Origin of the sequence: Azospirillum sp. B4 (assembly GCF_000333275.1) — a bacterium.
Taxonomy (GTDB): domain Bacteria; phylum Pseudomonadota; class Alphaproteobacteria; order Azospirillales; family Azospirillaceae; genus Nitrospirillum.
On the sequence record NZ_BACU01000320.1, the window covers coordinates 1 to 20672 of the forward strand.

Below are 20672 nucleotides of genomic sequence, written 5' to 3' on the forward strand. Positions count from 1 at the left end.
ATGGACATCGAGCTGCGCCTGTCGGTGGAGGACTCGCCCAATTCCGCGGGCGTCGTCATCGACATGATCCGCTGCTGCAAGCTGGCGCTGGAAAATGGCATCGGCGGCGTCCTGGAAGGGCCCAGCGCCTATTTCTGCAAGCATCCGGCGGTGCAGTACACGGATGACGACGCCTACCAGATGACGGAAACCTTCATCCGCGGGAACACGCTGAAGGTCGCCGTTTCCCAATGAAGTGCCTGATCGTCGCCGCCGGGCAGGGGACACGGCTGCGGGAAAGGGGCTTGAGCAAGCCCCTGATCCCGATCAAGGGAACCCCGCTGATCGAGCGCGTGATCGCGGGCGCCCGCGCCGCCGGGATCACGGAGTTCGTCGTCGTCAGCGGGTACCGCGGCACGGAGCTGCGGGCGGCGCTGGACGCCTATGCCGCGCGCGTCGGCGGGATATCCGTCACCCATGTCGTGAATGACGAATGGGAACGGGCCAACGGCGTGTCCGTGCATAAGGCCAAGGCCCAGCTTACGGGGCCCTTCCTGCTGACGATGTGCGACCACCTGGTGGATCCCGGCATCTTCCAGGCGTTGATGGCCGTGGCGCCGGAGCCCGACACCGTGACGCTGGCGGTTGACCACAACCTCGACCGCCCGCTGAACGACCCGGAGGACGTGACCCGGGTCAAATGCGTGGACGGCAGGATCGAGCGCATCGGCAAGGTCATCCGCGACTTCAATGCCTACGACACCGGCGTCTTCCTGTGCACGCCGGGTATGTTCGCGGCATTGGAGGCCAGCCAGGCCAAGGGTGACGACAGCATCTCCGGCGCCATGAACGTGCTGGCGGGCTGGGGCAAGGCGCTGGTGCGGGATATCGGGGAGCGCATCTGGATCGATGTCGACGACCCGGTCGCCTTCGAGAAGGCGGAAAAGCTTCTGGACTCCGGCCAGCTCTGACCCCGATGGAAACCACCGAACCGGTCCGGCGGACGTCCGAGATCGAAGAGGTCACCAACCTCTATCTCATTCATCCGGTCTCCAGTTGGCTGACGCCCCGGTTCGCGGCCGTGGGCATTACCCCGAACGCCGTCTCCCTGGCGGGGATGGCCTTCGGGATCGCGGCCGGCGTGGCCTACCACCATTACCAGTCCCTGGCCTGCGCGCTGGCCGGATTCGTCCTGATGGTCGCCTGGCATGTCATGGACGGTGCTGACGGTCAGTTGGCCCGCCTGACCAACGCCCAGTCCGAGATGGGCAAGATCCTGGACGGCATCTGCGACTACGTCACCTTCATCGCCGTCTATGTCGGGCTGGCGACGACCCTGAACCAGGAGCACGGCCCCTGGATTTGGCTGGTGGTGGTGGGCGCCGGTGTCGCCCACGCCGCCCAGTCCGCCGCCTATGAGATGCAGCGCCAGGCCTACAATTACTGGGGCTGGGGACGCAAATCCGCCGAGCTGGCCAAGCTGGGCGCCGCGCGGCCGCGGGGAAGCGGCTTCCTGGGGGCGCTCTATCGCGCCTATGTGGGGCTGCAGTACCTGACGGCCGGGGTCACCGTGGACTTCCATGAAAAGCTGGGCGCCGCCCTGGCGGCTGATACCGCGCGGGCTCCCGCCCTCCGCGCCCGGTACCGCGCCGCGTTCGCGCCCGCCGTGCGCCGCTGGTCCATCCTGTCGGCCAACTACCGGACGCTGGGGATCTTCCTCGCCGCCCTGGCCGGGGCGCCCCTGCTGTATTTCTGGTTCGAACTGATCGGCTTCAGCCTGATCCTGGCCGTTCTGCTGTCACGGCAGGCGGCCCTGTGCGCCCGCTTCCTCAGGGAGGTGGAGCGGACGGCGTAGCCGGGACCAGCCGCGTCATCGGGTGCGCCCGTCGGAACAGGTGGATGGCCAGTCCCGCCAGGATCAGTGACGGCCCCAGGGCCGTCACCGCCGGATTGAGGTCCAGCAGCAGGTTCAGCCGGTCGGAGATCTGCTGGGTCAGTGAGAAGATGATGCCGATGACGGCGCCCAGCGTGATCTGCTGGCCCGTGTTCTGCGCGCGTGGCGGGCCGAAGAGGAAGGGCGCCGCGATCATCACCATCGCGACCAGGACGAAGGGGATGCTGATCCTGCCCCACAGTTCCTGCTCATACCGCACGGCGTGCTGTTCCTGTCCCCGCAGTTCCCGCACATAGCGGAACAGGGCGATGGGCGACATGTTCTCCGGCGCCGGCATCAGTTCCTGTACGCGCTTGCCGGGCAGGAAGGAATTCCACGACAGGGTGTCCAGGTGCTCGGTGACGAAGCGCTGGCCATCGATGCGCTTGCGCGTGACGTCGTTCAGCAGCCAGGGGCCGTCGGCCTGGATATCGGCGCGCTCGGCATGCAGGAAGGTGTCCAGCCGCCGGTTCTCCGCGAAGATGTAGATGTTGACCCCGCGCAGCACGTTCTTGCTCTCGATCTGCTGCACGTTCAGGTACTGGTGGGCGCCACCAGCCCAGAAGCTGTCGCCGCTGTCGGCCAGGGGTGAGTTGGCAAGCGCCGCCGACCGCCGGGTCAAGGCCAGGTGCTGGGCCGGGGGGATGACGAATTCCGCCATCACGAACAGCACGGCCAGGACCAGCGGCACCAGCTTCATCACCGACGCCATCACGCGCACCTCCGACACGCCAACGGCGCGCAGGGCGATCAGTTCGGAATCCTTGGCCAAGCCACCCAGGGCCAGCAGGCTGCCGATCAGCATGGCCACCGGCGCCACCTGCAGCACCCGCGACGGGCTGGTCAGCAGGACGTAGACCAATGCGTCGATCAGATGATACTGGCCCTCGCCCACCGACTTCAGCTGCTCCACGAACTCCAGCAGGCTGAACAGGGCGGTCAGCCCGGCGGCGACCATCAGGAAGGCCTTCAACGCGGCGCCGCCAATATAGCGATCAAGCAGGGTCATGGCTGATCACGTGTTCCGGGGCGGGCAGGCGACCGGACAGGCGCCTGACCAGGGCACGGGCGTGGAATTCCACGTTCAGCTGCGGCCAGTAGAAGGATACGACCAGCAGGACCGCCAGCAGCCCGGGGGCCCACCAGATGCCGGGCACGGGCCCCACGCTGCCGTGCTGGACCCAGGTGCGGGCCGACGTGCACAGCAGGTAATAGCCGGAATAGACCAGGATGGCCGCGCCGAACTTCGAATAACGGCCGCCCTGCCGGGGATTGACGCGGCTGAGGGGCATGCCCAGCATGCCCAGCAGCAGGGTGGACAGGGGCGTGGACAGGCGCCACTGGAATTCCGCGATGTCGACCGGCTGTGTCGACCGGGCCAGCAGGGCGGTGCTGACGCCGGTGGCGCTGTAGGAGGTCGGGGTGACCTCATGGTTGCCGGGATCCAGCGAAATGCCACCCACGTCCAGCATGCGGTCCGACCCGCCGTCCTTGTGGCTCAGGAAATAGACATGCGCGTCCTGCAGCCGCACGTCCGATCCGCCGGTGGGTTTGGGCGGCAGGGCGAAGGCCTTCTGCGCCAGGATGACATGCGTGCTGTCGGGGCGCTGGATCTGGATGAAGACATCCTCGGCCGGGCCTTTCAGCCCCTCCCGCCGGGGAAAGAAGATCACCCGCTTGCCGTGCTGGCTGATGTAGAAGGTGCCCGATTCCATCGCGTCCATGTTCAGCGACAGCTGCGCCTCGTGGGAAATCTCGTGCGACTTCTCATAGGCCCAGGGGCGGGCGAACAGGGACAGGAGCAGCACGGTCGCCGCCATGACCGCCGACAGCTTGACCACGGCGCGCATCACCTGGCCGGGCGTGACGTGCAGCGCGTACATCGCGACGAACTCTGAGTCGCTGTACAGCTTGCCGAAAGCCAGCACCACCGAGATGTAGAGCGATATCGGGATCAACACTTCCAGCGAGATCAGCAGCTTCAGGCCGATCAGCTCCGCGATGGCGCCGGTGGGCAGCAAGCCGTTGACAGCATCCGCCAGCAGGCTGGCGGTGCTGTAGCCGGCGAAAAGCGCCATCAGGATGCCCAGCACGGCCGTCAGCGGCTTGGCGATCTCTCGGATGAGGTAGCGTTCGATGATCAAGGTCGCGGGCCATCCGGCGCGGGGCGCGTCTCAAGGATTAACGCAGAGCCGACGGCATGTCCTAATCCCTTCCGGGTTTCGGAGCCGCCAGCCTTCAACGGCGTAGACACTCTGGAATAATCCCTGTGACATTGCCATGTCAGCCATTTATAAGGGTTCTTGCAAAAATTTTAAACCCTCCTCCCCCTTTTGGAGGAGATGTTGGCGGCGTTCTAACGACAAAACGGCTAATACAACCGCATGGACCACTCAATGGAGCAGACTCGGGAGTTGGTATTCGGCGTGCTTCGATCGTCGTTGCAAAATCCGATAGAACTTTCCGATGACACCAATATCACAGAAGGTCTTGGATTGGACTCTGTGGCCGTCATGGATTTTGTCATGGAGATTGAGGATGCGTTCGATATTTCCATTCCGCTTGATCGGATCGCCGAAGTAAAAACTATTGGGGATCTGGTTGCCACGGTACACGACCTCAAGGGCAAATCCTGACCAATGGCTCTTTTAGACAAGTATGCGCCGCTATTGGTCCAGTACGAAAGTCTGGAAGCCACCGGCTACAATCCCTTTAACGTCGCCTTTGACGATGTTGTCTCGCCGACGGAAGCGGTGATCGGGGACAGGCGTATCCTTCTCCTCGGAACGAACAACTATCTGGGCCTGACCTACGACCCGGCGGTGATCGCCGCGTCGGTCGGGGCGGCCCAGGAACTCGGCGTCGGCACCACCGGGTCGCGCCTGGCGAATGGCAGCTATGGCGGCCACCGGCAGCTGGAACGGGCCCTGGCCGACTTCTATGGCCGCAAGCACGGCATGGTGTTCTCGACCGGCTATCAGGCCAACCTGGGCATCCTGTCGGCCCTGGCCGGCAAGGATGACCACCTGATCCTGGACGCCGACAGCCACGCCAGCATCTATGACGGCTCCCGCCTGGGGCATGCCCAGGTCACGCGCTTCCGCCACAACGATCCCGACGACCTGGACAACCGCCTGCGCCGCCTGGCGGGTACGGCGGGGGACAAGGTCATCGTCGTGGAGGGCATCTACTCCATGCTGGGCGACACGGCACCCCTGCGTGAGTTCGTCGAGGTGAAGCGCAAGTGGGGCGCCTATCTGGTGGTGGATGAGGCCCATTCCCTGGGTGTCCTGGGGGAGAACGGGCGCGGGCTGGTGGAAACCGCCGGGGTGGAGGCGGATGTCGATTTCGTCGTCGGCACCTTCTCCAAGAGCCTGGGGGGCGTCGGCGGCTTCTGCGTCAGCGACATGGACGGCTTCGACATCCTGCGTGTCGCCAGCCGGCCCTACATGTTCACCGCGTCGCTGCCGCCATCGGTGATCGCCGGGGTGATGGAGGCGTTGCGCCAGCTGCGCGCCCGCCCGGCGCTGCGCCATCAGTTGCTGGACAACGCCCGCCGCTTTCATGCCGGCCTGGCCGATCTGGGTTTCACCCTCTGTTCGGAGGCCAACCCCGTGGTGTCGGCCGTGATGCCCGACCCGAAGACGGCCTTCACCTTCTGGTCGCGTCTGCTGGAAGGGGGGCTCTACACCAACGTCAGCCTGCCGCCCGCCACGCCCAAGGGGCTGGCGCTGCTGCGGTCCAGCGTCAGTGCGGCCCACACGCCCGCCCAGATCGACCAGGCCCTGTCGCTGTTCGCCGAGACGGGCCGGGCGCTGGGTCTGATCCCGGCGGCGTCCGGGTCCACCGTGGTGCCTGACCTGTGCGTGGCCGCTCAGTAATACTTCATCTGCACGACGACATGGTTGTCGCCGGCCTGGAGCGGGATGCGCACCTTTTCCAGGCCGGGCGGCCCCAGGTACAAGGTCGGGTTGTTGGAGAAGCCGTACCCCTCCGCCGGAATGCCCAGCATCGTCGTGTCGAAATGGCCGTTGTCGTTTTCATCGTGGAACAGCGCCACGGCGTAGGTGCCGGGCTGGGGCAGGGCGAAGCAGGCCTCGGTCGCTGGCAGAGTGACGGGCACGATCTGGCGGGCGACCTTGTAGGCGCCGTCCAGGAAATGCTTGGCGTCGTCCGGGTAGATGGTGATGGTGACGTTGCCCTTGCCATTACGCATGCCGCTGACGCTGACCTGCAGCCGCACCTGGTCGGGGTTGCCGGGATCGCAAGGGGGGCCCGGCATGGCCGTCGCCTTTTCCGCCCGCGCCACGCCGGACAGCAGCAGGCCGGCCGCCAGCGTAGCCGCCATCATGGCACTCGTGTAACGCCCCCAACCCATCATTATCCTCTCCACCCAGGCGAACAACCCCGCACCATCTATGGCCCCCGCCGGGCAGACTTCAAGCGCCGTGAGGGAGCCGGGCGTGCGTGACATTGTCATCTTCCGCCAGAACCTGTTTCGTGTTTCGGAACCCTTCATCACCGAACAGGCCGGGCACCTGCGGCGGCATGCGCCTGTCCATGTGGGCCGCCTGCGCTTCGGGGCCGGCCCGGCCGGGGTGGAGTCGCTGGCGCTGCAGTCGCTTTGGCCGCGTTTCACGCTGCCCCGCATCGGCTGGCAGATGCTGACGCGCGACCCGGCGCCCTATCAGCGATTGCTCGCCGGCCGGCGGCCGGCCCTGATCCACGCGCATTTCGGGGTGGACGGAGTCTATGCCCTGCCGCTGGCGCGGCGCCTGGGCATTCCACTGGTCACCACCTTCCACGGCTTCGACGCCACCTTGTCCACCGCGGCGTTCCTGCTGTCTCCCGCCTGGTTGAACTATCCCCTGTTCCGGGGACAGCTGGCGCGGCAGGGGGACCTGTTCCTCTGCGTCTCCGCCTTCATCCGGGAGCGGGTGCTGGCCATGGGCTTCCCGGCGGAGCGGACGCGGGTGCATTACATCGGCGTGGACAGCCAGGCGGTCCAACCCCGCGACCCGGCGGAGGAGACGCCGACCATCCTGCATGTCGCCCGGCTGGTGGAGATGAAGGGCACGGAATACCTGATCCGCGCCTTCGCCCTGCTGGCGGACAGGCACCCGGCGGTCCGGCTGGACATCATCGGCGACGGCCCCCTGCGCGCATCGCTGCAGAAGCTGGCGGGGTCGCTGGGGTTGGGGGAGCGGGTGCGGTTCCATGGCGCCCGGCCGCATGCCGAGGTGTTGCCCCACATGCGCCGGGCGGCGATGCTGATGCTGCCCAGCGTGTACACCGCCACCGGGCGGGTGGAGGGGCTGGGGATGGTCCTGCTGGAAGCGGCCGCCACCGGCATTCCGGTGGTTGGTTCCCGCGTTGGCGGCATTCCGGAGGTCGTCATCGACGGACGGACGGGGCTGCTGGCTCCCGAGCGCGAGCCCGAGGCGCTCGCCGCCCATATGGAGACGTTGTTGCAAGACCGTGATCTGCGTCACCGCATGGGCGCCCAGGCGCGGGCTCATGTGGAAGCATGCTTTGACATCCACCGCCAGACTGCGGAATTGGAAGATTTGTACGATGGGGTTCTCGACAATGGCCGGTGAAGATGTTCGTCCGGATCGCCTGGAAAACCTGGCCGCGGGCCTGCGCTTCGCCGCCCGCGCCATCGGCCAGCGCTACACACCGCTGCTGGCCCAGGTGGTGGTGACGCGCCGCTGCAACCTGGCCTGCGGCTACTGCAACGAATATGACGACTTCTCGCCGCCGGTCCCCTTGAAGGATCTGCTGGCGCGCGTCGATCATCTGGCGGATCTCAAGACCGCGTCGATCACCTTCACCGGCGGGGAACCGCTGCTGAACCCCGACCTGGACAAGGCGGTCCGCCACGCGCGCAAGCGGGGCATGATCGTCACCACCATCACCAACGGCTTCCGCCTGACCAAGGAATGGATCGACCGGCTGAACGTCGCCGGCCTCCAGGGCATGCAGATCAGCATCGACAACCTTGAGCCCGACGACATCTCGATGAAGAGCCTGAAGTCGGTGGAGGGCAAGCTTGAGCTGCTGTCCAAACACGCGCTGTTCAAGGTGAACGTCAACTCCGTCCTGGGCGTCACGGGGGAACGGACGCAGGACGTGATCACGGTGGCGGAAACGGCGGCGAAATACGGCCTGCAGCATTCCGTCGGCGTGCTTCACGACGGCAGCGGCCTGTTGAAGCCGCTGAGCCCGGCGCAGATGCAGGCCTATGAGAGGGTCACCCAGATCTCCCCGTCCATGGTGCACAGCCTGAACTACTGGCTGTTCCAGAAGAATCTGATGAACGGCCAGGGCAACGACTGGAAGTGCCGCGCGGGCGCCCGTTACCTCTACGTCACCGAGGATGGCCGGGTGCATTGGTGCTCGCAGCAGCGGGGATATCCCAACAAGGCGCTGCTGGACTACACGGTTGAGGACATCAAGCGCGAATACCATACGGAAAAGGGCTGCGCGCCGACCTGCACCCTCAGCTGCGTGCACCAGATGAGCATGTTCGACCGGCGGCGCCAGGCCATCGCCGACCCGACGCAAGCCGCCAAGGCGGGGGTGGGCGAGGGGGCGCCGGCGCCGGTCAGCTGACCGGCTTTTCCCGGTCCAGGCGGAACAGCCCGCCATAGGCCGCCGCCATGGCCGCCACGACGATGGCGACGCTGACGGCGGGCCGCTCGCTGCCCGGCAGCAGGCGCAGGGTCCAGACCACGGCGGCCATGACGGCGACGCCGGCGGCCGGCAGCAGGAAGGTCCGGATGGCGGCGCTGGCGGCGATGCTCCAGGTCCGTTCCAGGTAGCGGGCGCCCCAGATCAGCAGCGGCGGATATATCGCCACCCAGACGGCCGCGACGGCGATGATGCCGCGCGGGTCCGGGAACACCACGCCCACGGCGACGATGCCCACGCTCAGCAGCGTCAGCGTGGTGCCCGACAGGCGGGCCGCCAGGCCCGGCTGGCCCGACGCCATCATCAGCGGGGTCAACAGTTGCGAGGTCGCGCGCAGCAGGGCGGCGGCGGCCAGCAGCTTCAGCGGCAGGGCTGCGGCGGCGTAGCTGCCGCCCCGGTCGTCGTGGATCAGGGCGGTCAGCGGATCGGCCGCCAGGATCAGCCCCACCATCAGGGGCGCCGTCAGCAGGAACAGCCGGCGCAACGACCAGGTCAGCGATTGGGTCAGGACGGCCTTGTCCGCCGATACCCGGGCGAAGACGGGCAGGGCGGTGCGGTTGATCAGCGTGCCCACCGCCATCACCGGCTCCATGGCGATGTCGAAGGCCACGCGGTACAGCGCCAGGGGGGGCGGCGCCGTAGAACCAGCCGACCAGCAGGAAATCGACGTTCTTGAACACCTGCTCGAACAGGTTGACGGCGGCGGCCCTGAAGCCGAAGCGCACCAGGGGCCGGATTTCGGCCTGGTCGAAGTGCGGCCCGGGGCGGAAGGGCCGTGCCAGGGTGGCGCCGATCAGGGTGTAGAGGCCGCTGGCGGCATACCCCACCACCAGCGCCCAGGTTCCGGCCCCGGCCAGCGTCAGGCCCAGCCGTGTCAGGGCGGCGCCCAGCGTGGCCGACACGTTGACCACGGCGATCCGTTCATAGCGCAAATCCCGGTTCAGCAGCGCCAGGGGGATGACGGCGGCGGCCACCACCGGCTGCTTGGCGGCGACGGCGATGAAATAGACCGCCATGCCGGACACGCCGTAGACCGCCTCGATCACCGGCGCGGCCAGCAGGGTCAGCCCGGCCATCGCCGTGGCGGCCAGCATGACGAACCAGAACAGGCTGTCCAACTGGCGCTTGGCCACCGTCGGCGCCTGCAGCAGGGCGTCGCCGGTGCCCAGGCCGTTGAAGGCCTCGATCACCATGCCGACGGACATGACCAGCGAGGCCACGCCCACCTGTTCCTTGCTGAGGAAGTTCAGCACCGCCAGGATGGTCGCGAAGTCGATGACCTTGGCCAGGATGGTGGCGCCACCCAGCCAGTTGAAACCCCGGCGCAGGTGGCGCTGATGGTCCTTATCGCTCTGCGGGCCATTTCCCGGGCCATGCACGGTGTCGCTCACGGCTGTTCGGCGGGTTGGGCGGGCGGTACCGGCGGTTCGGGGCGGGGCGGCAGCACCCAAGCGCCTTTGTCGATCAGGTGGGCCAGCCACTGGCCGGACTGCTGGCGCCAGGCCCGGAATTCCCGCCGCCCCCAGGTGCCCGTCTCCGCCGGCGTGGTCTCCAAGCGGTCCTTGACCAGGGCGAAGATGCGTTGGGCCCGTGCCGCCCAGGTATAGTCGCGGCTGTCGGCCAGCGCCGCTTCCGCCAGGCGGGCGGCTCGGCCCGGGTCCCCCAGCAGCGCGTCGATGCCGGCCACCAGCTCCGGCACGGAATCCGGCGGGCAGAGATGGGCGTTGTGGCCGTGGCGCAGGACCTCTCCCACGTCGGGCGTCTGGCCCGCCAGAATGGGCCGGCCGGAGGCCAGGTAGAAGAACACCTTCAGCGGCAGGACCGTCGAGCCGAATTCCGCCAGCGGCAGCCAGGACGGTGGGATCAGCAGGATGTCGGCCGCGTATACGTAGTCGGCCAATTTATCAGCGGGCTGGTAGGGAACGATGCGCACATTGGGGACGTCGCGGGCCATGGCCTCGATCGGTCCGTCACCGTACGATCCCACCAGGATGAACAGCACGTCCGGCCGCAGCTTGGCCGCCTCGACCGCCAGGCCCAGGCCCTTCTTGTGATTGACCCGGCCGGTATAGACCACCGTCTTCTGGCCGGGCGCGACCCCGATCCGTCGCTTGGCCTCCTCCAGGGGGATGCGCGCCTGGAAACGGGCCGGCTCATAGCCGTTGCGGATGCAGCGCACCTTGTCCTCGGGAATCCCCAGGGCCAGGTACTTGCGCCGCGTGTATTCGGAATGGCAGATCTTGACGATGAACCGCGGATGGCTCAGCAGGCGGTACAGCCAGTACTGCAGCGGCGGGATCTGGTCGGGCCAGGGGCGGTAATGGTCGAAGGCGACCTTCTGCCCGAACAGGATGGCCATCCAGGCGACCCACAGGTTGCGGGTGTAGATCACGTCGGCCTGGCGGAATTCCTTGCGGAACGGCAGGGTCAGGCCGCAGAGGAAATGCCGCAGGGCCGCCGGCCTGATGGGCGCGCGGGCGTCGACCACCGGCATGCCGGCCAGGGCTTCCGCCGTGGCCCGCCCCGCCGCGCTTTTCAGCGGGACGTGCAGCCAGGACTGTTCAGCCAAGGCCGAGAGGTACTTCGCCGTTGTCGTGAATACTTCGGCATCCGCCTCTGTACTGGGCAGGGGATTTTCAAAGGTGAATAATATTCGCATTGAAAACCATATACGTCCGCCGCCGGGATGGGCGGGGGACAGTCTTTCCACAGATGCCCGGGGGACTCAATAGCGCTCAGCGCGCGCGTGGCCGCCATGCCGCGTGGGGTGGGGACGGCATGCCGATCGGCATACCATTCCGTCACCAATCCTGTGGCATAAGGGGCCCCGAACCACGCTTCGGGAACCCGTCCGACCATGATCCGCCTTGAAAACATCAGCAAGCACAACGGCCACCGCATCCTGTTCATGGAAACGTCCGCGGCGCTGAACCGGGGGGAAAAGGTCGGCCTGGTGGGTCCCAACGGCGCCGGCAAGACCACCCTGTTCCGCATGATCACGGGCGAGGAGCTGCCGGACACCGGCCAGGTCTCGGTCGAGAAGCAGGTCACCATAGGCTATTTCAACCAGGACGTCGGCGAGATGGCCGGCCGCAGCGCGGTGGCGGAGGTGATGGACGGCGCCGGTCCGGTCAGCGACGTGGCGCGGGAACTGGCCAGCCTGGAGGTTGCCATGGCGGATCCGGACCAGGCCGACCGGATGGATGAGATCATCGAGCGCTATGGCGAGGTGCAGGCCCGCTTCGACGAGCTGGGCGGGTATGAGCTGGAGGGCAAGGCGCGCGAGGTCCTGGCCGGCCTCAGCTTCAGCCAGGAGATGATGGACAAGGATGTCGGCATGCTGTCGGGCGGCTGGAAGATGCGCGTCGCGCTGGCCCGCATTCTGCTGATGAAGCCCGACGCCATGTTGCTGGACGAACCCAGCAACCATCTGGACCTCGAAAGCCTGATCTGGCTGGAAGGCTTCCTGAAGGGTTACGACGGCGCCCTGCTGATGACCTCCCACGATCGGGAGTTCATGAACCGCATCGTCGGCAAGATCATCGAAATCGATGGCGGATCGCTGAACACCTATTCCGGCGATTACACCTTCTATGAGCAACAGCGCGCGCTGAACGAGAAGCAGCAGCAGGCGCAGTTCGAGCGCCAGCAGGCGATGCTGGCCAAGGAATTGAAGTTCATCGAACGCTTCAAGGCCCGGGCCTCGCACGCCAGCCAGGTGCAGAGCCGGGTGAAGAAGCTGGACAAGATCGACCGTGTCGAGCCGCCGAAACGCCGCCAGGTCGTCACGTTCGATTTCCCGCCGGCCCCCCGTTCGGGCGATGACGTGGCCGTCCTGAAGAATGTGCACAAGGGGTATGGCAGCCGCAGCATCTACCAGGGCTTCGACCTGACCATCCGCCGCAAGGAGCGCTGGTGCGTCATGGGCGTCAACGGCGCCGGCAAGTCCACGCTGCTGAAGCTGGTGGCCGGCGCCGACCAGCCGGATGCCGGCACCGTCACCGTCGGCGGCAGCGTGAAGATGGGCTATTTCTCCCAGCACGCGATGGAACTGCTGGACGGCGACCAGACGGTGTTCGAGGCGCTGGAGGCGAAGTTCCCGCAGGCCGGGCAGGGGTCCCTGCGTGCGCTGGCCGGTTGCTTCGGCTTTTCCGGCGATGACGTGGAAAAGCGCTGCCGTGTCCTATCTGGCGGGGAGAAGGCGCGCCTGGTGATGGCGATGATGCTGTACAACCCGCCCAACTTCCTGGTGCTGGACGAGCCGACCAACCACCTGGATCTGGATACCAAGCAGATGCTGATCACGGCGCTGGCCGCCTACGAGGGCACCATGCTGTTCGTGTCGCACGACCGGCATTTCCTGGCGACCTTGTCCAACCGCGTGTTGGAACTGACGCCGGAAGGCATCCATCAATACGGTGGCGGCTATACCGAGTACGTGGCCAGCACCGGGCAGGAGGCCCCCGGCCTGCAATGACCGGGGCCGGATGACATCCGGGGCAGCCAGCGCGCCAGAAAGATGATATGAACCCCTTCGGCCAAGTAAATATTGCCAGCCGGAAGCTTGAGGACTGCGCGGCGCACAGCGGTGCCCTAAGAGACTCAAGTAATATAAGAATTCCGGGGAGGGGGATTTTGATGTTTTGTGATCATTCCATGGGCGGTGCCGCGTGAGTGAAGCGTCGGAGGGCCTGGTTCGCGGGCTAAAGAACCGTCACGTGCAGATGATCGCGCTGGGCGGCGCCATCGGGTCGGGGCTGTTCCTGGGGTCGGCGCAGGCCATCCACAAGGCGGGGCCCAGCCTGCTGCTGGCCTATGCCCTGGGCGGCATGGCGGTGTTCTTCATGGCGCGGGCGCTGGGCGAATTGTTGCTCTACCGCCCGGTGGCGGGGTCCTTCGCGACCTACGCCCAGGAATTCGTGGGGCCTTGGGCCGGCTTCGTTTCCGGCTGGTCCTACTGGTTCCTGTGGGTGATGGTCGGCATCGCCGAACTGACAGCGGTCGGCGTCTATATCCGTTATTGGTTCCCCAACTTGCCACAATGGGTGCCGGTGCTGGCGATGCTGGGCGTGCTGCTGGCCGCCAACCTGCGCAGCGTCAAGGTGTTCGGCGAGTTCGAGTTCTGGTTCGCCCTGATCAAGGTGCTGGCGGTGATCGCCCTTCTGCTGTTCGGGGTCGCCGTGCTGGGCTTCGACGCCGGCGGCCTGGGCACCCACGCCAGCGTCTCCAACCTGTGGAGCCACGGTAGCGTCTTTGCCAACGGCACCCTGGCGACCCTGCTGGTCTTCCCGGCCGCCCTGTTCGCCTTCGGCGGCATCGAGCTGATCGGCGTGACGGCGGGCGAGGCGGAGGATCCGGGCAGGACCCTGCCGCGCGCCATCAACGGCGCACTGCTGCGCATCCTGATCTTCTATATAGGCGCCATCGTCGTGATCATGTCGCTGGTGCCCTGGGACCAGATCTCCCCGGACTTCAGCCCCTTCGTCACGGTGTTCGACCATTTTGGCATTCCGGCCGCCGCCGGGGTGATCAATTTCGTGGTGCTGACCGCCGCCGCCTCAGCCTGCAACAGCGGCATCTTCTCCTGCGGCCGCATGCTGCACACCCTGGCCAACGCCAAGGAGGCGCCGGCCTACTTCGCCACGCTCAGCGGCCAGCACGTGCCTACGCGCGGCATCATCGCCTCGGTGGTCTTCATGCTGGCCGGCGTGCTGGTGAACTACGTGGCGCCGGAACAGGCCTTCCTGTACGTGATGAGCACGGTGGTGGTGATCCAGCTGTGGACCTGGTCCATCATCATCGTCTCCCACCTGTTCTACCGCCGCGCCGTGGTGGCGGGCCGGGCGACCCCGTCGCCCTACCGCATGCCGGGCGCGCCATGGACCGGCTATCTGACGCTGGCCTTCTTCGCGCTGACCCTGGTGCTGCTGGCCTTCGACGAGAACACCCGCCTGGCCCTCTACGTCGCCCCTGTTTGGGTGGTGGCGATGATCGTCGGTTGGCGGGCGGTCAGGCGGCGACGTTAGGCGGTCAGTTCCGGGCGCTCGGGCTTTCGCGGCACCGGGCCTCCGTGAAACGGTGCGATGTGGGCTTTCCAATTGGAAGGTCGGTTTCCACCGCCGGAGCGACGGGCCGCGGCTAAGCCCTGCCCTGTCTTGAATTCTTAACCTGGCATGCTTTTTGCCCCAACGACGCCGATGCGGAGCGAGACAGCCCCGCCGGGTAGGTTGGAGGAAAAGCCGGAATGGCGATTGAAACGTTCTATGAGGTGATGCGCCGCCAGGGCATCACCCGGCGAAGCTTCACTAAATTCTGCAGCCTGACGGCGGCGGCGCTGGGCCTGGGCCCGTCCTACGCCCAGGCCATCGAAACCGCCATGGAGACCAAGCCCCGCATCCCGGTGCTGTGGCTGCACGGCCTGGAATGCACCTGCTGTTCGGAAAGCTTCATCCGCTCGGCCCATCCCTTGGCCAAGGATGTCATCCTGTCGATGATCAGCCTGGACTATGATGACACCATCATGGCCGCGGCGGGTTTCCAGGCCGAGTCCATCATCGATGAGACCATCGAGAAGTATAACGGCAACTTCATCCTGGCGTGCGAGGGCAATCCGCCCCTGAACCAGGAGGGGATGAGCTGCATCATCGGCGGCAAGCCGTACCTGGAGCAGCTGAAGAAGGCGGCCGACCACTGCAAGGCCATCATCAGCTGGGGCAGCTGCGCCAGCTGGGGCTGCGTCCAGGCGGCGCGTCCCAACCCCACCCAGGCCACCCCCATCCACAAGGTGCCGGGCCTGCCGGCCAAGCCCATCATCAAGGTGCCGGGCTGCCCGCCCATCGCCGAGGTCATGACGGCGGTCATCGCCTACATCCTGACCTTCGACCGCTTCCCGGAACTGGACATGCAGGGCCGGCCGAAGATGTTCTATTCCCAGCGCATCCACGACAAATGCTATCGCCGGCCGCACTTCGACGCCGGCCAGTTCGTGGAAAGCTTCGATGATGAAGGGGCCCGGCGCGGCTACTGCCTCTACAAGGTCGGCTGCAAGGGCCCGACCACCTACAACGCCTGCTCCACCGTGCGCTGGAACGGCGGCCTGAGCTTCCCCATCCAGGCGGGCCATCCCTGCATCGGCTGTTCCGAGGACGGCTTCTGGGACAAGGGTGGCTTCTACGAACGGCTGAGCGATGTCCACGGCTTCGGGGTCGAGGCCAACGCCGACAAGATCGGCGGTACGGCGGCCGGCATCGTCGGCGCCGCCGCCGCGGTGCATGCCGCGGCCAGCGCGGTCAAACGCGCCCGCTCCAACGGCGGTGAGAACGATAAGAGAGAGGGACGGGACTGATGCCCACGCTTGCGACACCCAACGGCTACCAGCTCGACACCAGCGGCAAGCGCGTCGTCGTCGACCCGGTCACCCGCATCGAGGGCCACATGCGCTGCGAGGTCAACCTCGACGGCGACAATGTGATCCGCAACGCCGTGTCCACCGGCACCATGTGGCGCGGGCTGGAGGTGATCCTGAAGGGCCGCGACCCGCGCGACGCCTGGGCCTTTACCCAGCGCATCTGCGGCGTCTGCACCGGCACCCACGCCCTGACCTCCGTCCGGGCGGTGGAAAATGCCCTGAACATCCAGATCCCGGAAAACGCCAACAGCATCCGCAACATCATGCAGCTGTCGCTGCAGGTGCATGACCATCTGGTGCACTTCTACCATCTGCATGCGCTGGACTGGGTGAACCCGGTCAACGCCCTGAAGGCGGATCCCAAGGCGACGTCGGACCTGCAGCAGGCCGTCTCCCCCCACCATCCCAACAGCTCCCCGGGATATTTCCGCGATATCCAGACCCGCCTGCGCAAGTTCGTGGAGTCCGGCCAGCTGGGGCCGTTCAAGAACGGCTACTGGACCAACCCGGCCTACAAGCTGCCGCCCGAGGCCGACCTGATGGCCGTGACCCACTATCTGGAGGCGCTGGACTTCCAGAAGGACATCATGCGGGTCCGCACCATCTTCGGCGGCAAGGACATCCATCCCAATTGGCTGGTGGGCGGCGTGCCCTGCGCCATCAACCTGGACGGCGACATGGCGGCGGGCGCGCCGGTCAACATGGCGTCGCTGAACTACGTCTCCTCCATCACCGATCGCTGCATCGAGTTCGTGGAGAACGTCTACATCCCCGACATCATCGCCATCGGCGGCTTCTACAAGGACTGGCTGTACGGTGGCGGGCTGTCCAACAAGTCGGTGCTGGCGTACGGCGACATCCCCGACCGGGCCAATGACTACAGCCCCCGCAACCTCCTGATGCCCCACGGCGCCATCATCGACGGCAAGCTGTCGGAGGTGCACCCCGTGGACCTGACGGATCCCGAGCAGGTGCAGGAGTTCGTGCCCCACAGCTGGTACAAATACCCGGACGAGAGCAAGGGCCTGCACCCCTGGGATGGTGTCACGGAGCCCCACTACCAGCTGGGCGCCAAGGCCAAGGGCACCAGCACCAACATCATCGAGATCGACGAAGCGGCCAAGTACAGCTGGATCAAGGCGCCGCGCTGGCGTGGCCACGCCATGGAGGTGGGGCCGCTGGCCCGCTACCTGGTCGGCTACATGCAGGGCAATGTCGAGATCAAGGATCAGGTCGACCGCACCCTGGCGGCGCTGAACGTACCGCTGGACGCCTTGTTCTCCACCCTGGGGCGGACGGCGGCCCGCGCGCTGGAGGCCCAGTGGGCGGCGCGCAAGCAGCGCTATTTCCTCGACAAGCTGATCGCCACCATCAAGGCCGGCGACACCTCCACCGCCAACACCGCCAAGTTCGATCCCAAGACCTGGCCGTCCGAGGTCAAGGGCGTGGGCTTCACCGAGGCGCCGCGCGGCGCGCTGGCCCACTGGATCCGCATCAAGGACGGCAAGATCGATAACTACCAGTGCGTGGTGCCCACCACCTGGAACGGCAGCCCGCGCGACAACAAGGGCAACATCGGCGCCTTCGAGGCGTCGCTCATGAACACCAAGGTGGCCCGTGCCGAGGAGCCGGTGGAAATCCTGCGCACCCTGCACAGCTTCGACCCCTGCCTGGCCTGCTCCACCCACGTGATGGGACCGGACGGTCAGGAACTGGCCGAGGTCAAAGTCCGCTGAACAGAGGAGACTGATCCCATGAAGACGTTCATCACCAAATCGGTCCCCCGCGTCTCGGCGGCTGTGCTGGCGGTGGGTTTCATCGCCACCCCGGCCCTGGCACACCCGGGCCATGACGGGGGCTTCGCCGCTGGCATCATCCACCCGCTGACGGGCCTGGACCATCTGGCCGCCATGCTGGCCGTCGGCCTGTGGGCGGCCACCCGGCCGGCGGCGCGGGCCTGGCAGGCGCCGGCGCTGTTTGTGGCCATGCTGGCGGCCGGCGCGCTGGCGGGAGTGGCCGGTGGCGCCTTCGCGCCGGTGGACACGCTGGCGGCGCTGTCGGTGACCCTGCTGGGCCTTATGCTGATCGCGGCGCCCCTGTTGCCCGATGCCGCGGGCCTGGGCCTCATCGCCCTGTTCGCCACGGTGCATGGCTATGCCCATGGCATGGAGGCGGGAGGCCATCTGCTGGGCTACTTCGCCGGCTTCATGGCGGCGTCGGCCCTGCTGCACGCCGCCGGCTGGCGCCTGGGTGCCGGCCTGCTGGCCACCCGCTGGGGGCGGTTCGCCTCCGGCCTGACCCTGGGCGCAGCGGGCCTCGCGCTCGCCGCGCTGTGAGGGAGGCGGCCCATGAGCGAGACCTCCCTGGGTACACACAAGGTCGGGGCGCATAAGGAAGAGGCGGTTTACGTCTACGAGGCGCCGGTGCGCCTGTGGCATTGGGTCAACGCCGCCGCCATCGTCATGCTGTGCCTCACCGGCTACCTCATCGGCTCACCCCCGCCATCCATCCATGGCGAGCCCAGCAGCCACTTCCTGTTCGGCTGGGTCCGCTTCCTGCATTTCTCGGCGGGGCAGATCCTGGTCGTCGGCTTCGTCTTCCGCTTTTACTGGTCCTTCGTTGGCAACGACCATGCCCGGGAGATCTTCCGGCCCCCGGTGTGGCGCAAAAGCTTCTGGCTGGGCGTGATCCATGAAATCCGCTGGTACGCCATGCTGGAGCGCGAGCCCAAGAAGTACAGCGGCCACAACCCCCTGGCCATCCTGTCCATGCACATCCTGTTCGTCTGGGGCACGCTGTTCATGATCGTCACCGGCCTGGCCCTGTATGGCGAGGGCCAGGGTCCGGGCTGGATCCACCGGCTGTTCACCAGCTGGGTCATCCCCCTGTTCGGGCAAAGCCAGACGGTCCACACCTGGCACCACATGGCCATGTGGGTGATCGTCATCTTCGCCATCGTGCACATCTACGCCGCCGTGCGGGAGGACATCATGTCCCGCCAGTCCATCATCTCCTCCATGTTCTCCGGCTGGCGCACCTTCCGTGACGGGGGGCCGACCGACGAGCATTGAGTATCCGGCTGTTTCCAGGGGTGGAAGGGAGGGCCTCGCGCCCTCCTTTTCCATATGGAAGATTAGTTTCCGATGGAGTTTCCAGTTGGAAAATAACTATCCATATCGCCCAGCTGCGAAGGCTGCCACCTGCCAGGAAACCCGGCCGTTTCGGCGGCGAACGATGCGCTGGCATGCCCCTTGCTCAATCCGCTTCCAACATCCGGCAAGTCGGATGACAGGGGAGTGAGCGGCGTGGAAGTGACAACGGCAAGCGGACCCCGCGTGCTGGTGCTGGGCATCGGCAACCTGCTGTGGGCGGATGAGGGCTTCGGCGTGCGGGCGGTGGAACACCTGCACCGCCACTATGCCTTTCCCGCCAACGTCCGCCTGATCGACGGCGGCACCCAGGGCATCTACCTGGTCCAGGAAATCCGCGAGACCGACATTCTCATCGTCTTCGACGCCGTGGACTACGCGCTGCCGCCCGGCACCCTGAAGCGGGTGGAGGGGTCGGAGGTGCCGAAGTTCCTGGGCGCCAAAAAAATCTCCCTGCACCAGACCGGATTCCAGGAAGTGCTGGCCATGGCGGAGATGATGGGCGACAGCCCCGCCCACCAGCTGCTGATCGGCGTGCAGCCGGTGGAGCTGGAGGACTTCGGCGGCAGCCTGCGGCCGGCGGTGAAGGCCCAGGTGGAACCGGCCATCGCCCTGGCGCTGGATTATCTGGCGGGCTTCGGTGTCACGGCCGCCCGGCGTCCGGCGCCCCTGCCGGTGGAGCAGGGCATCGGCTCCCTGGAAATGATGCTGGAACGGTATGAGGCGGAGCGTCCGGACGAGGGCGTGGCCTTCCGCGGCGGCGACGCGCGGGTGCTGGGCGCCGGCGGCTGGACCGGCCCCGCGGATTTCGAGGCGGAGATGCAGGCCCTGGTGGCCGGCGTGCGGAAGCCCCAGGGGACGACCGCCTGATGTGCATCGGCATTCCCATGCAGGTGGTGGAGGCCGGTCTCGGCCACGCCCGCTGCCGATCCGGCGCGGACCTGCATTCCATCGACACCAGCCTGGTGGGCGATGTCGCGCCCGGCACCTGGCTCATGACCTTCCTGGGGGCCGCCCGGGAGGTGATGAGCGCCGAGGCCGCCCAGCGCTCCCTGGCGGCGTTGGCCGCCCTGGAGGCGGTCATGCGGGGGGAACCCGCCGACCTGGACGCCGCCTTCGCCGACCTGATCGGCCGCGAACCCCAACTGCCCACCCATTTGGTGCCCGACCATTTGCGCCCCAGCCCGGAGCCGGAAGCATGAGCGACACACGTGACGATTTTTCCCCCCTGCTGCGGTCCGTCATGGACCGGCGCGGCTATCGGGTGGTGGGGGACGCGGACCTGACGGAAACCTGCGCCGGCCAGCCGCTGGCCATGCTGTTCCTGGCTGGCGACCACTGGCGGGTGGCGGAAAGCGACGACGTGGCCGCCATCCTGCCGGAACTGGACGACGCCATGGGCGGTCATGTCGTGCCGCTGATCGCCGCCAAGGCCGATGAGCGCGCCCTGCAACGGCGCTTCCGCTTCGCCCGTTATCCCGCCCTGGTCTTCCTGCGCCTGGGCGAATAT

Annotated in this window: 20 protein-coding genes and 2 pseudogenes; 16 read left to right on the forward strand and 6 right to left on the reverse strand. The window is 66.7% G+C overall.

Translation table 11 applies throughout. The features are described 5' to 3' along the window. From I55_RS14165 to I55_RS14175, 3 genes and pseudogenes are all read left to right on the forward strand, one after another. Positions 1–234 (forward strand): annotated as a pseudogene (locus tag I55_RS14165) (inositol-3-phosphate synthase); the annotation flags it as partial. Further along, positions 231–950, forward strand: coding sequence for an NTP transferase domain-containing protein (locus I55_RS14170; RefSeq protein WP_044561236.1), 720 nt, complete (start codon positions 231–233; stop codon positions 948–950). The pseudogene I55_RS14165 and the gene I55_RS14170, both read left to right, overlap by 4 nt. Before the next feature lie 5 nt (positions 951–955). Next, a complete protein-coding gene (locus I55_RS14175) occupies positions 956–1834 on the forward strand; it encodes a CDP-alcohol phosphatidyltransferase family protein (protein ID WP_044561237.1) in 879 nt (292 codons plus the stop codon). Here I55_RS14175 and lptG read toward each other — a convergent pair. Together lptG and lptF are read right to left on the reverse strand one after the other, a co-directional pair. Further along, positions 1809–2921, reverse strand: a complete 1113-nt coding sequence (gene lptG / locus I55_RS14180) for an LPS export ABC transporter permease LptG (RefSeq protein ID WP_044561238.1) — start codon at positions 2919–2921, stop codon at positions 1809–1811. The genes I55_RS14175 and lptG overlap by 26 nt on opposite strands. Then, complete coding sequence (gene lptF, locus I55_RS14185; protein ID WP_044561239.1) at positions 2908–4056, reverse strand: LPS export ABC transporter permease LptF; 1149 nt, start codon at positions 4054–4056, stop codon at positions 2908–2910. The genes lptG and lptF overlap by 14 nt, the downstream gene beginning before the upstream one ends. A 252-nt stretch (positions 4057–4308) precedes the next feature. Between lptF and I55_RS14190 the strand changes: the two genes are divergently transcribed. Both I55_RS14190 and I55_RS14195 read left to right on the forward strand, forming a co-directional pair. Next, complete coding sequence (locus I55_RS14190) at positions 4309–4548, forward strand: acyl carrier protein (RefSeq protein WP_252181144.1); 240 nt, start codon at positions 4309–4311, stop codon at positions 4546–4548. Between the two features lie 3 nt (positions 4549–4551). After that, on the forward strand, positions 4552–5793 hold the full coding sequence (locus I55_RS14195) for an aminotransferase class I/II-fold pyridoxal phosphate-dependent enzyme (RefSeq protein ID WP_044561241.1): 1242 nt from the start codon (positions 4552–4554) through the stop codon (positions 5791–5793). Here the strand turns inward: I55_RS14195 and I55_RS14200 are convergent. Beyond that, a complete protein-coding gene (locus I55_RS14200; RefSeq protein WP_159107195.1) occupies positions 5787–6293 on the reverse strand; it encodes a DUF2141 domain-containing protein in 507 nt (168 codons plus the stop codon). The two genes, I55_RS14195 and I55_RS14200, sit on opposite strands and share 7 nt — an antisense overlap. 82 nt (positions 6294–6375) lie before the next feature. On the opposite strand from I55_RS14200, the gene I55_RS14205 reads away from it, so the two are divergent. Together I55_RS14205 and I55_RS14210 are read left to right on the forward strand one after the other, a co-directional pair. After that, entirely contained in the window at positions 6376–7512 is a 1137-nt protein-coding gene (locus I55_RS14205; protein WP_044561242.1) for a glycosyltransferase, read from the forward strand. Continuing rightward, the gene (locus I55_RS14210) at positions 7502–8527 is read left to right on the forward strand and encodes a radical SAM protein (RefSeq protein ID WP_044561243.1); all 1026 of its coding nucleotides are present in this window, start codon (positions 7502–7504) and stop codon (positions 8525–8527) included. The genes I55_RS14205 and I55_RS14210 overlap by 11 nt, the downstream gene beginning before the upstream one ends. On the opposite strand, the gene I55_RS33075 is transcribed toward I55_RS14210, so the two are convergent. The 3 genes and pseudogenes from I55_RS33075 to I55_RS14220 form a co-directional block, all read right to left on the reverse strand. Continuing rightward, on the reverse strand, positions 8520–9215 hold the full coding sequence (locus I55_RS33075; protein ID WP_049974120.1) for an oligosaccharide flippase family protein: 696 nt from the start codon (positions 9213–9215) through the stop codon (positions 8520–8522). The genes I55_RS14210 and I55_RS33075 overlap by 8 nt on opposite strands. 70 nt (positions 9216–9285) lie before the next feature. Further along, positions 9286–10086: pseudogene (locus I55_RS39535) on the reverse strand (oligosaccharide flippase family protein); the annotation flags it as partial. Beyond that, positions 9993–11174, reverse strand: a complete 1182-nt coding sequence (locus I55_RS14220; RefSeq protein WP_252181145.1) for a glycosyltransferase — start codon at positions 11172–11174, stop codon at positions 9993–9995. The pseudogene I55_RS39535 and the gene I55_RS14220, both read right to left, overlap by 94 nt. Before the next feature lie 288 nt (positions 11175–11462). Between I55_RS14220 and I55_RS14225 the strand changes: the two genes are divergently transcribed. The 9 genes from I55_RS14225 to I55_RS14265 all read left to right on the forward strand — a co-directional run. Continuing rightward, positions 11463–13082, forward strand: coding sequence for an ABC-F family ATP-binding cassette domain-containing protein (locus tag I55_RS14225; protein WP_044561245.1), 1620 nt, complete (start codon positions 11463–11465; stop codon positions 13080–13082). Positions 13083–13275: 193 nt separating this feature from the next. Further along, positions 13276–14631, forward strand: a complete 1356-nt coding sequence (locus tag I55_RS14230) for an amino acid permease (RefSeq protein WP_044561246.1) — start codon at positions 13276–13278, stop codon at positions 14629–14631. Positions 14632–14849: 218 nt separating this feature from the next. Further along, positions 14850–15950 (forward strand): hydrogenase small subunit, encoded by a 1101-nt coding sequence (locus tag I55_RS14235; protein WP_044561247.1) that lies wholly within the window; start codon positions 14850–14852, stop codon positions 15948–15950. Then, the gene (locus I55_RS14240) at positions 15950–17749 is read left to right on the forward strand and encodes a nickel-dependent hydrogenase large subunit (protein WP_044561248.1); all 1800 of its coding nucleotides are present in this window, start codon (positions 15950–15952) and stop codon (positions 17747–17749) included. Before I55_RS14235 ends, I55_RS14240 begins: the two co-directional genes overlap by 1 nt. Positions 17750–17767: 18 nt before the next feature. Next, entirely contained in the window at positions 17768–18349 is a 582-nt protein-coding gene (locus I55_RS14245; protein ID WP_044561249.1) for a HupE/UreJ family protein, read from the forward strand. A 12-nt stretch (positions 18350–18361) separates the two neighbouring features. Beyond that, positions 18362–19084 (forward strand): Ni/Fe-hydrogenase, b-type cytochrome subunit, encoded by a 723-nt coding sequence (gene cybH, locus I55_RS14250; RefSeq protein WP_044561250.1) that lies wholly within the window; start codon positions 18362–18364, stop codon positions 19082–19084. 225 nt (positions 19085–19309) lie between these two features. Continuing rightward, the gene (locus I55_RS14255) at positions 19310–20032 is read left to right on the forward strand and encodes a HyaD/HybD family hydrogenase maturation endopeptidase (protein ID WP_252181146.1); all 723 of its coding nucleotides are present in this window, start codon (positions 19310–19312) and stop codon (positions 20030–20032) included. Continuing rightward, positions 20032–20364, forward strand: coding sequence for a HypC/HybG/HupF family hydrogenase formation chaperone (hypC, locus tag I55_RS14260; protein ID WP_044561251.1), 333 nt, complete (start codon positions 20032–20034; stop codon positions 20362–20364). The genes I55_RS14255 and hypC overlap by 1 nt, the downstream gene beginning before the upstream one ends. Next, positions 20361–20672: hydrogenase-1 expression HyaE (locus tag I55_RS14265; RefSeq protein ID WP_044561252.1), on the forward strand; the 312-nt coding region annotated here is incomplete at its 3' end. The genes hypC and I55_RS14265, both read left to right, overlap by 4 nt.

Coding starts and splice junctions, on each gene's coding strand:
- I55_RS14195 (WP_044561241.1), top strand. CDS start 4,552: ATGGCTCTTTTAGACAAGTATGCGCCGCTATTGGTCCAGTACGAAAGT.
- I55_RS14235 (WP_044561247.1), top strand. CDS start 14,850: ATGGCGATTGAAACGTTCTATGAGGTGATGCGCCGCCAGGGCATCACC.
- hypC (WP_044561251.1), top strand. CDS start 20,032: ATGTGCATCGGCATTCCCATGCAGGTGGTGGAGGCCGGTCTCGGCCAC.
- I55_RS14245 (WP_044561249.1), top strand. CDS start 17,768: ATGAAGACGTTCATCACCAAATCGGTCCCCCGCGTCTCGGCGGCTGTG.
- I55_RS14210 (WP_044561243.1), top strand. CDS start 7,502: ATGGCCGGTGAAGATGTTCGTCCGGATCGCCTGGAAAACCTGGCCGCG.
- I55_RS14170 (WP_044561236.1), top strand. CDS start 231: ATGAAGTGCCTGATCGTCGCCGCCGGGCAGGGGACACGGCTGCGGGAA.
- I55_RS14200 (WP_159107195.1), bottom strand. CDS start 6,293: ATGATGGGTTGGGGGCGTTACACGAGTGCCATGATGGCGGCTACGCTG.
- cybH (WP_044561250.1), top strand. CDS start 18,362: ATGAGCGAGACCTCCCTGGGTACACACAAGGTCGGGGCGCATAAGGAA.
- I55_RS14190 (WP_252181144.1), top strand. CDS start 4,309: ATGGAGCAGACTCGGGAGTTGGTATTCGGCGTGCTTCGATCGTCGTTG.
- I55_RS14175 (WP_044561237.1), top strand. CDS start 956: ATGGAAACCACCGAACCGGTCCGGCGGACGTCCGAGATCGAAGAGGTC.
- I55_RS14240 (WP_044561248.1), top strand. CDS start 15,950: ATGCCCACGCTTGCGACACCCAACGGCTACCAGCTCGACACCAGCGGC.
- I55_RS14225 (WP_044561245.1), top strand. CDS start 11,463: ATGATCCGCCTTGAAAACATCAGCAAGCACAACGGCCACCGCATCCTG.
- lptG (WP_044561238.1), bottom strand. CDS start 2,921: ATGACCCTGCTTGATCGCTATATTGGCGGCGCCGCGTTGAAGGCCTTC.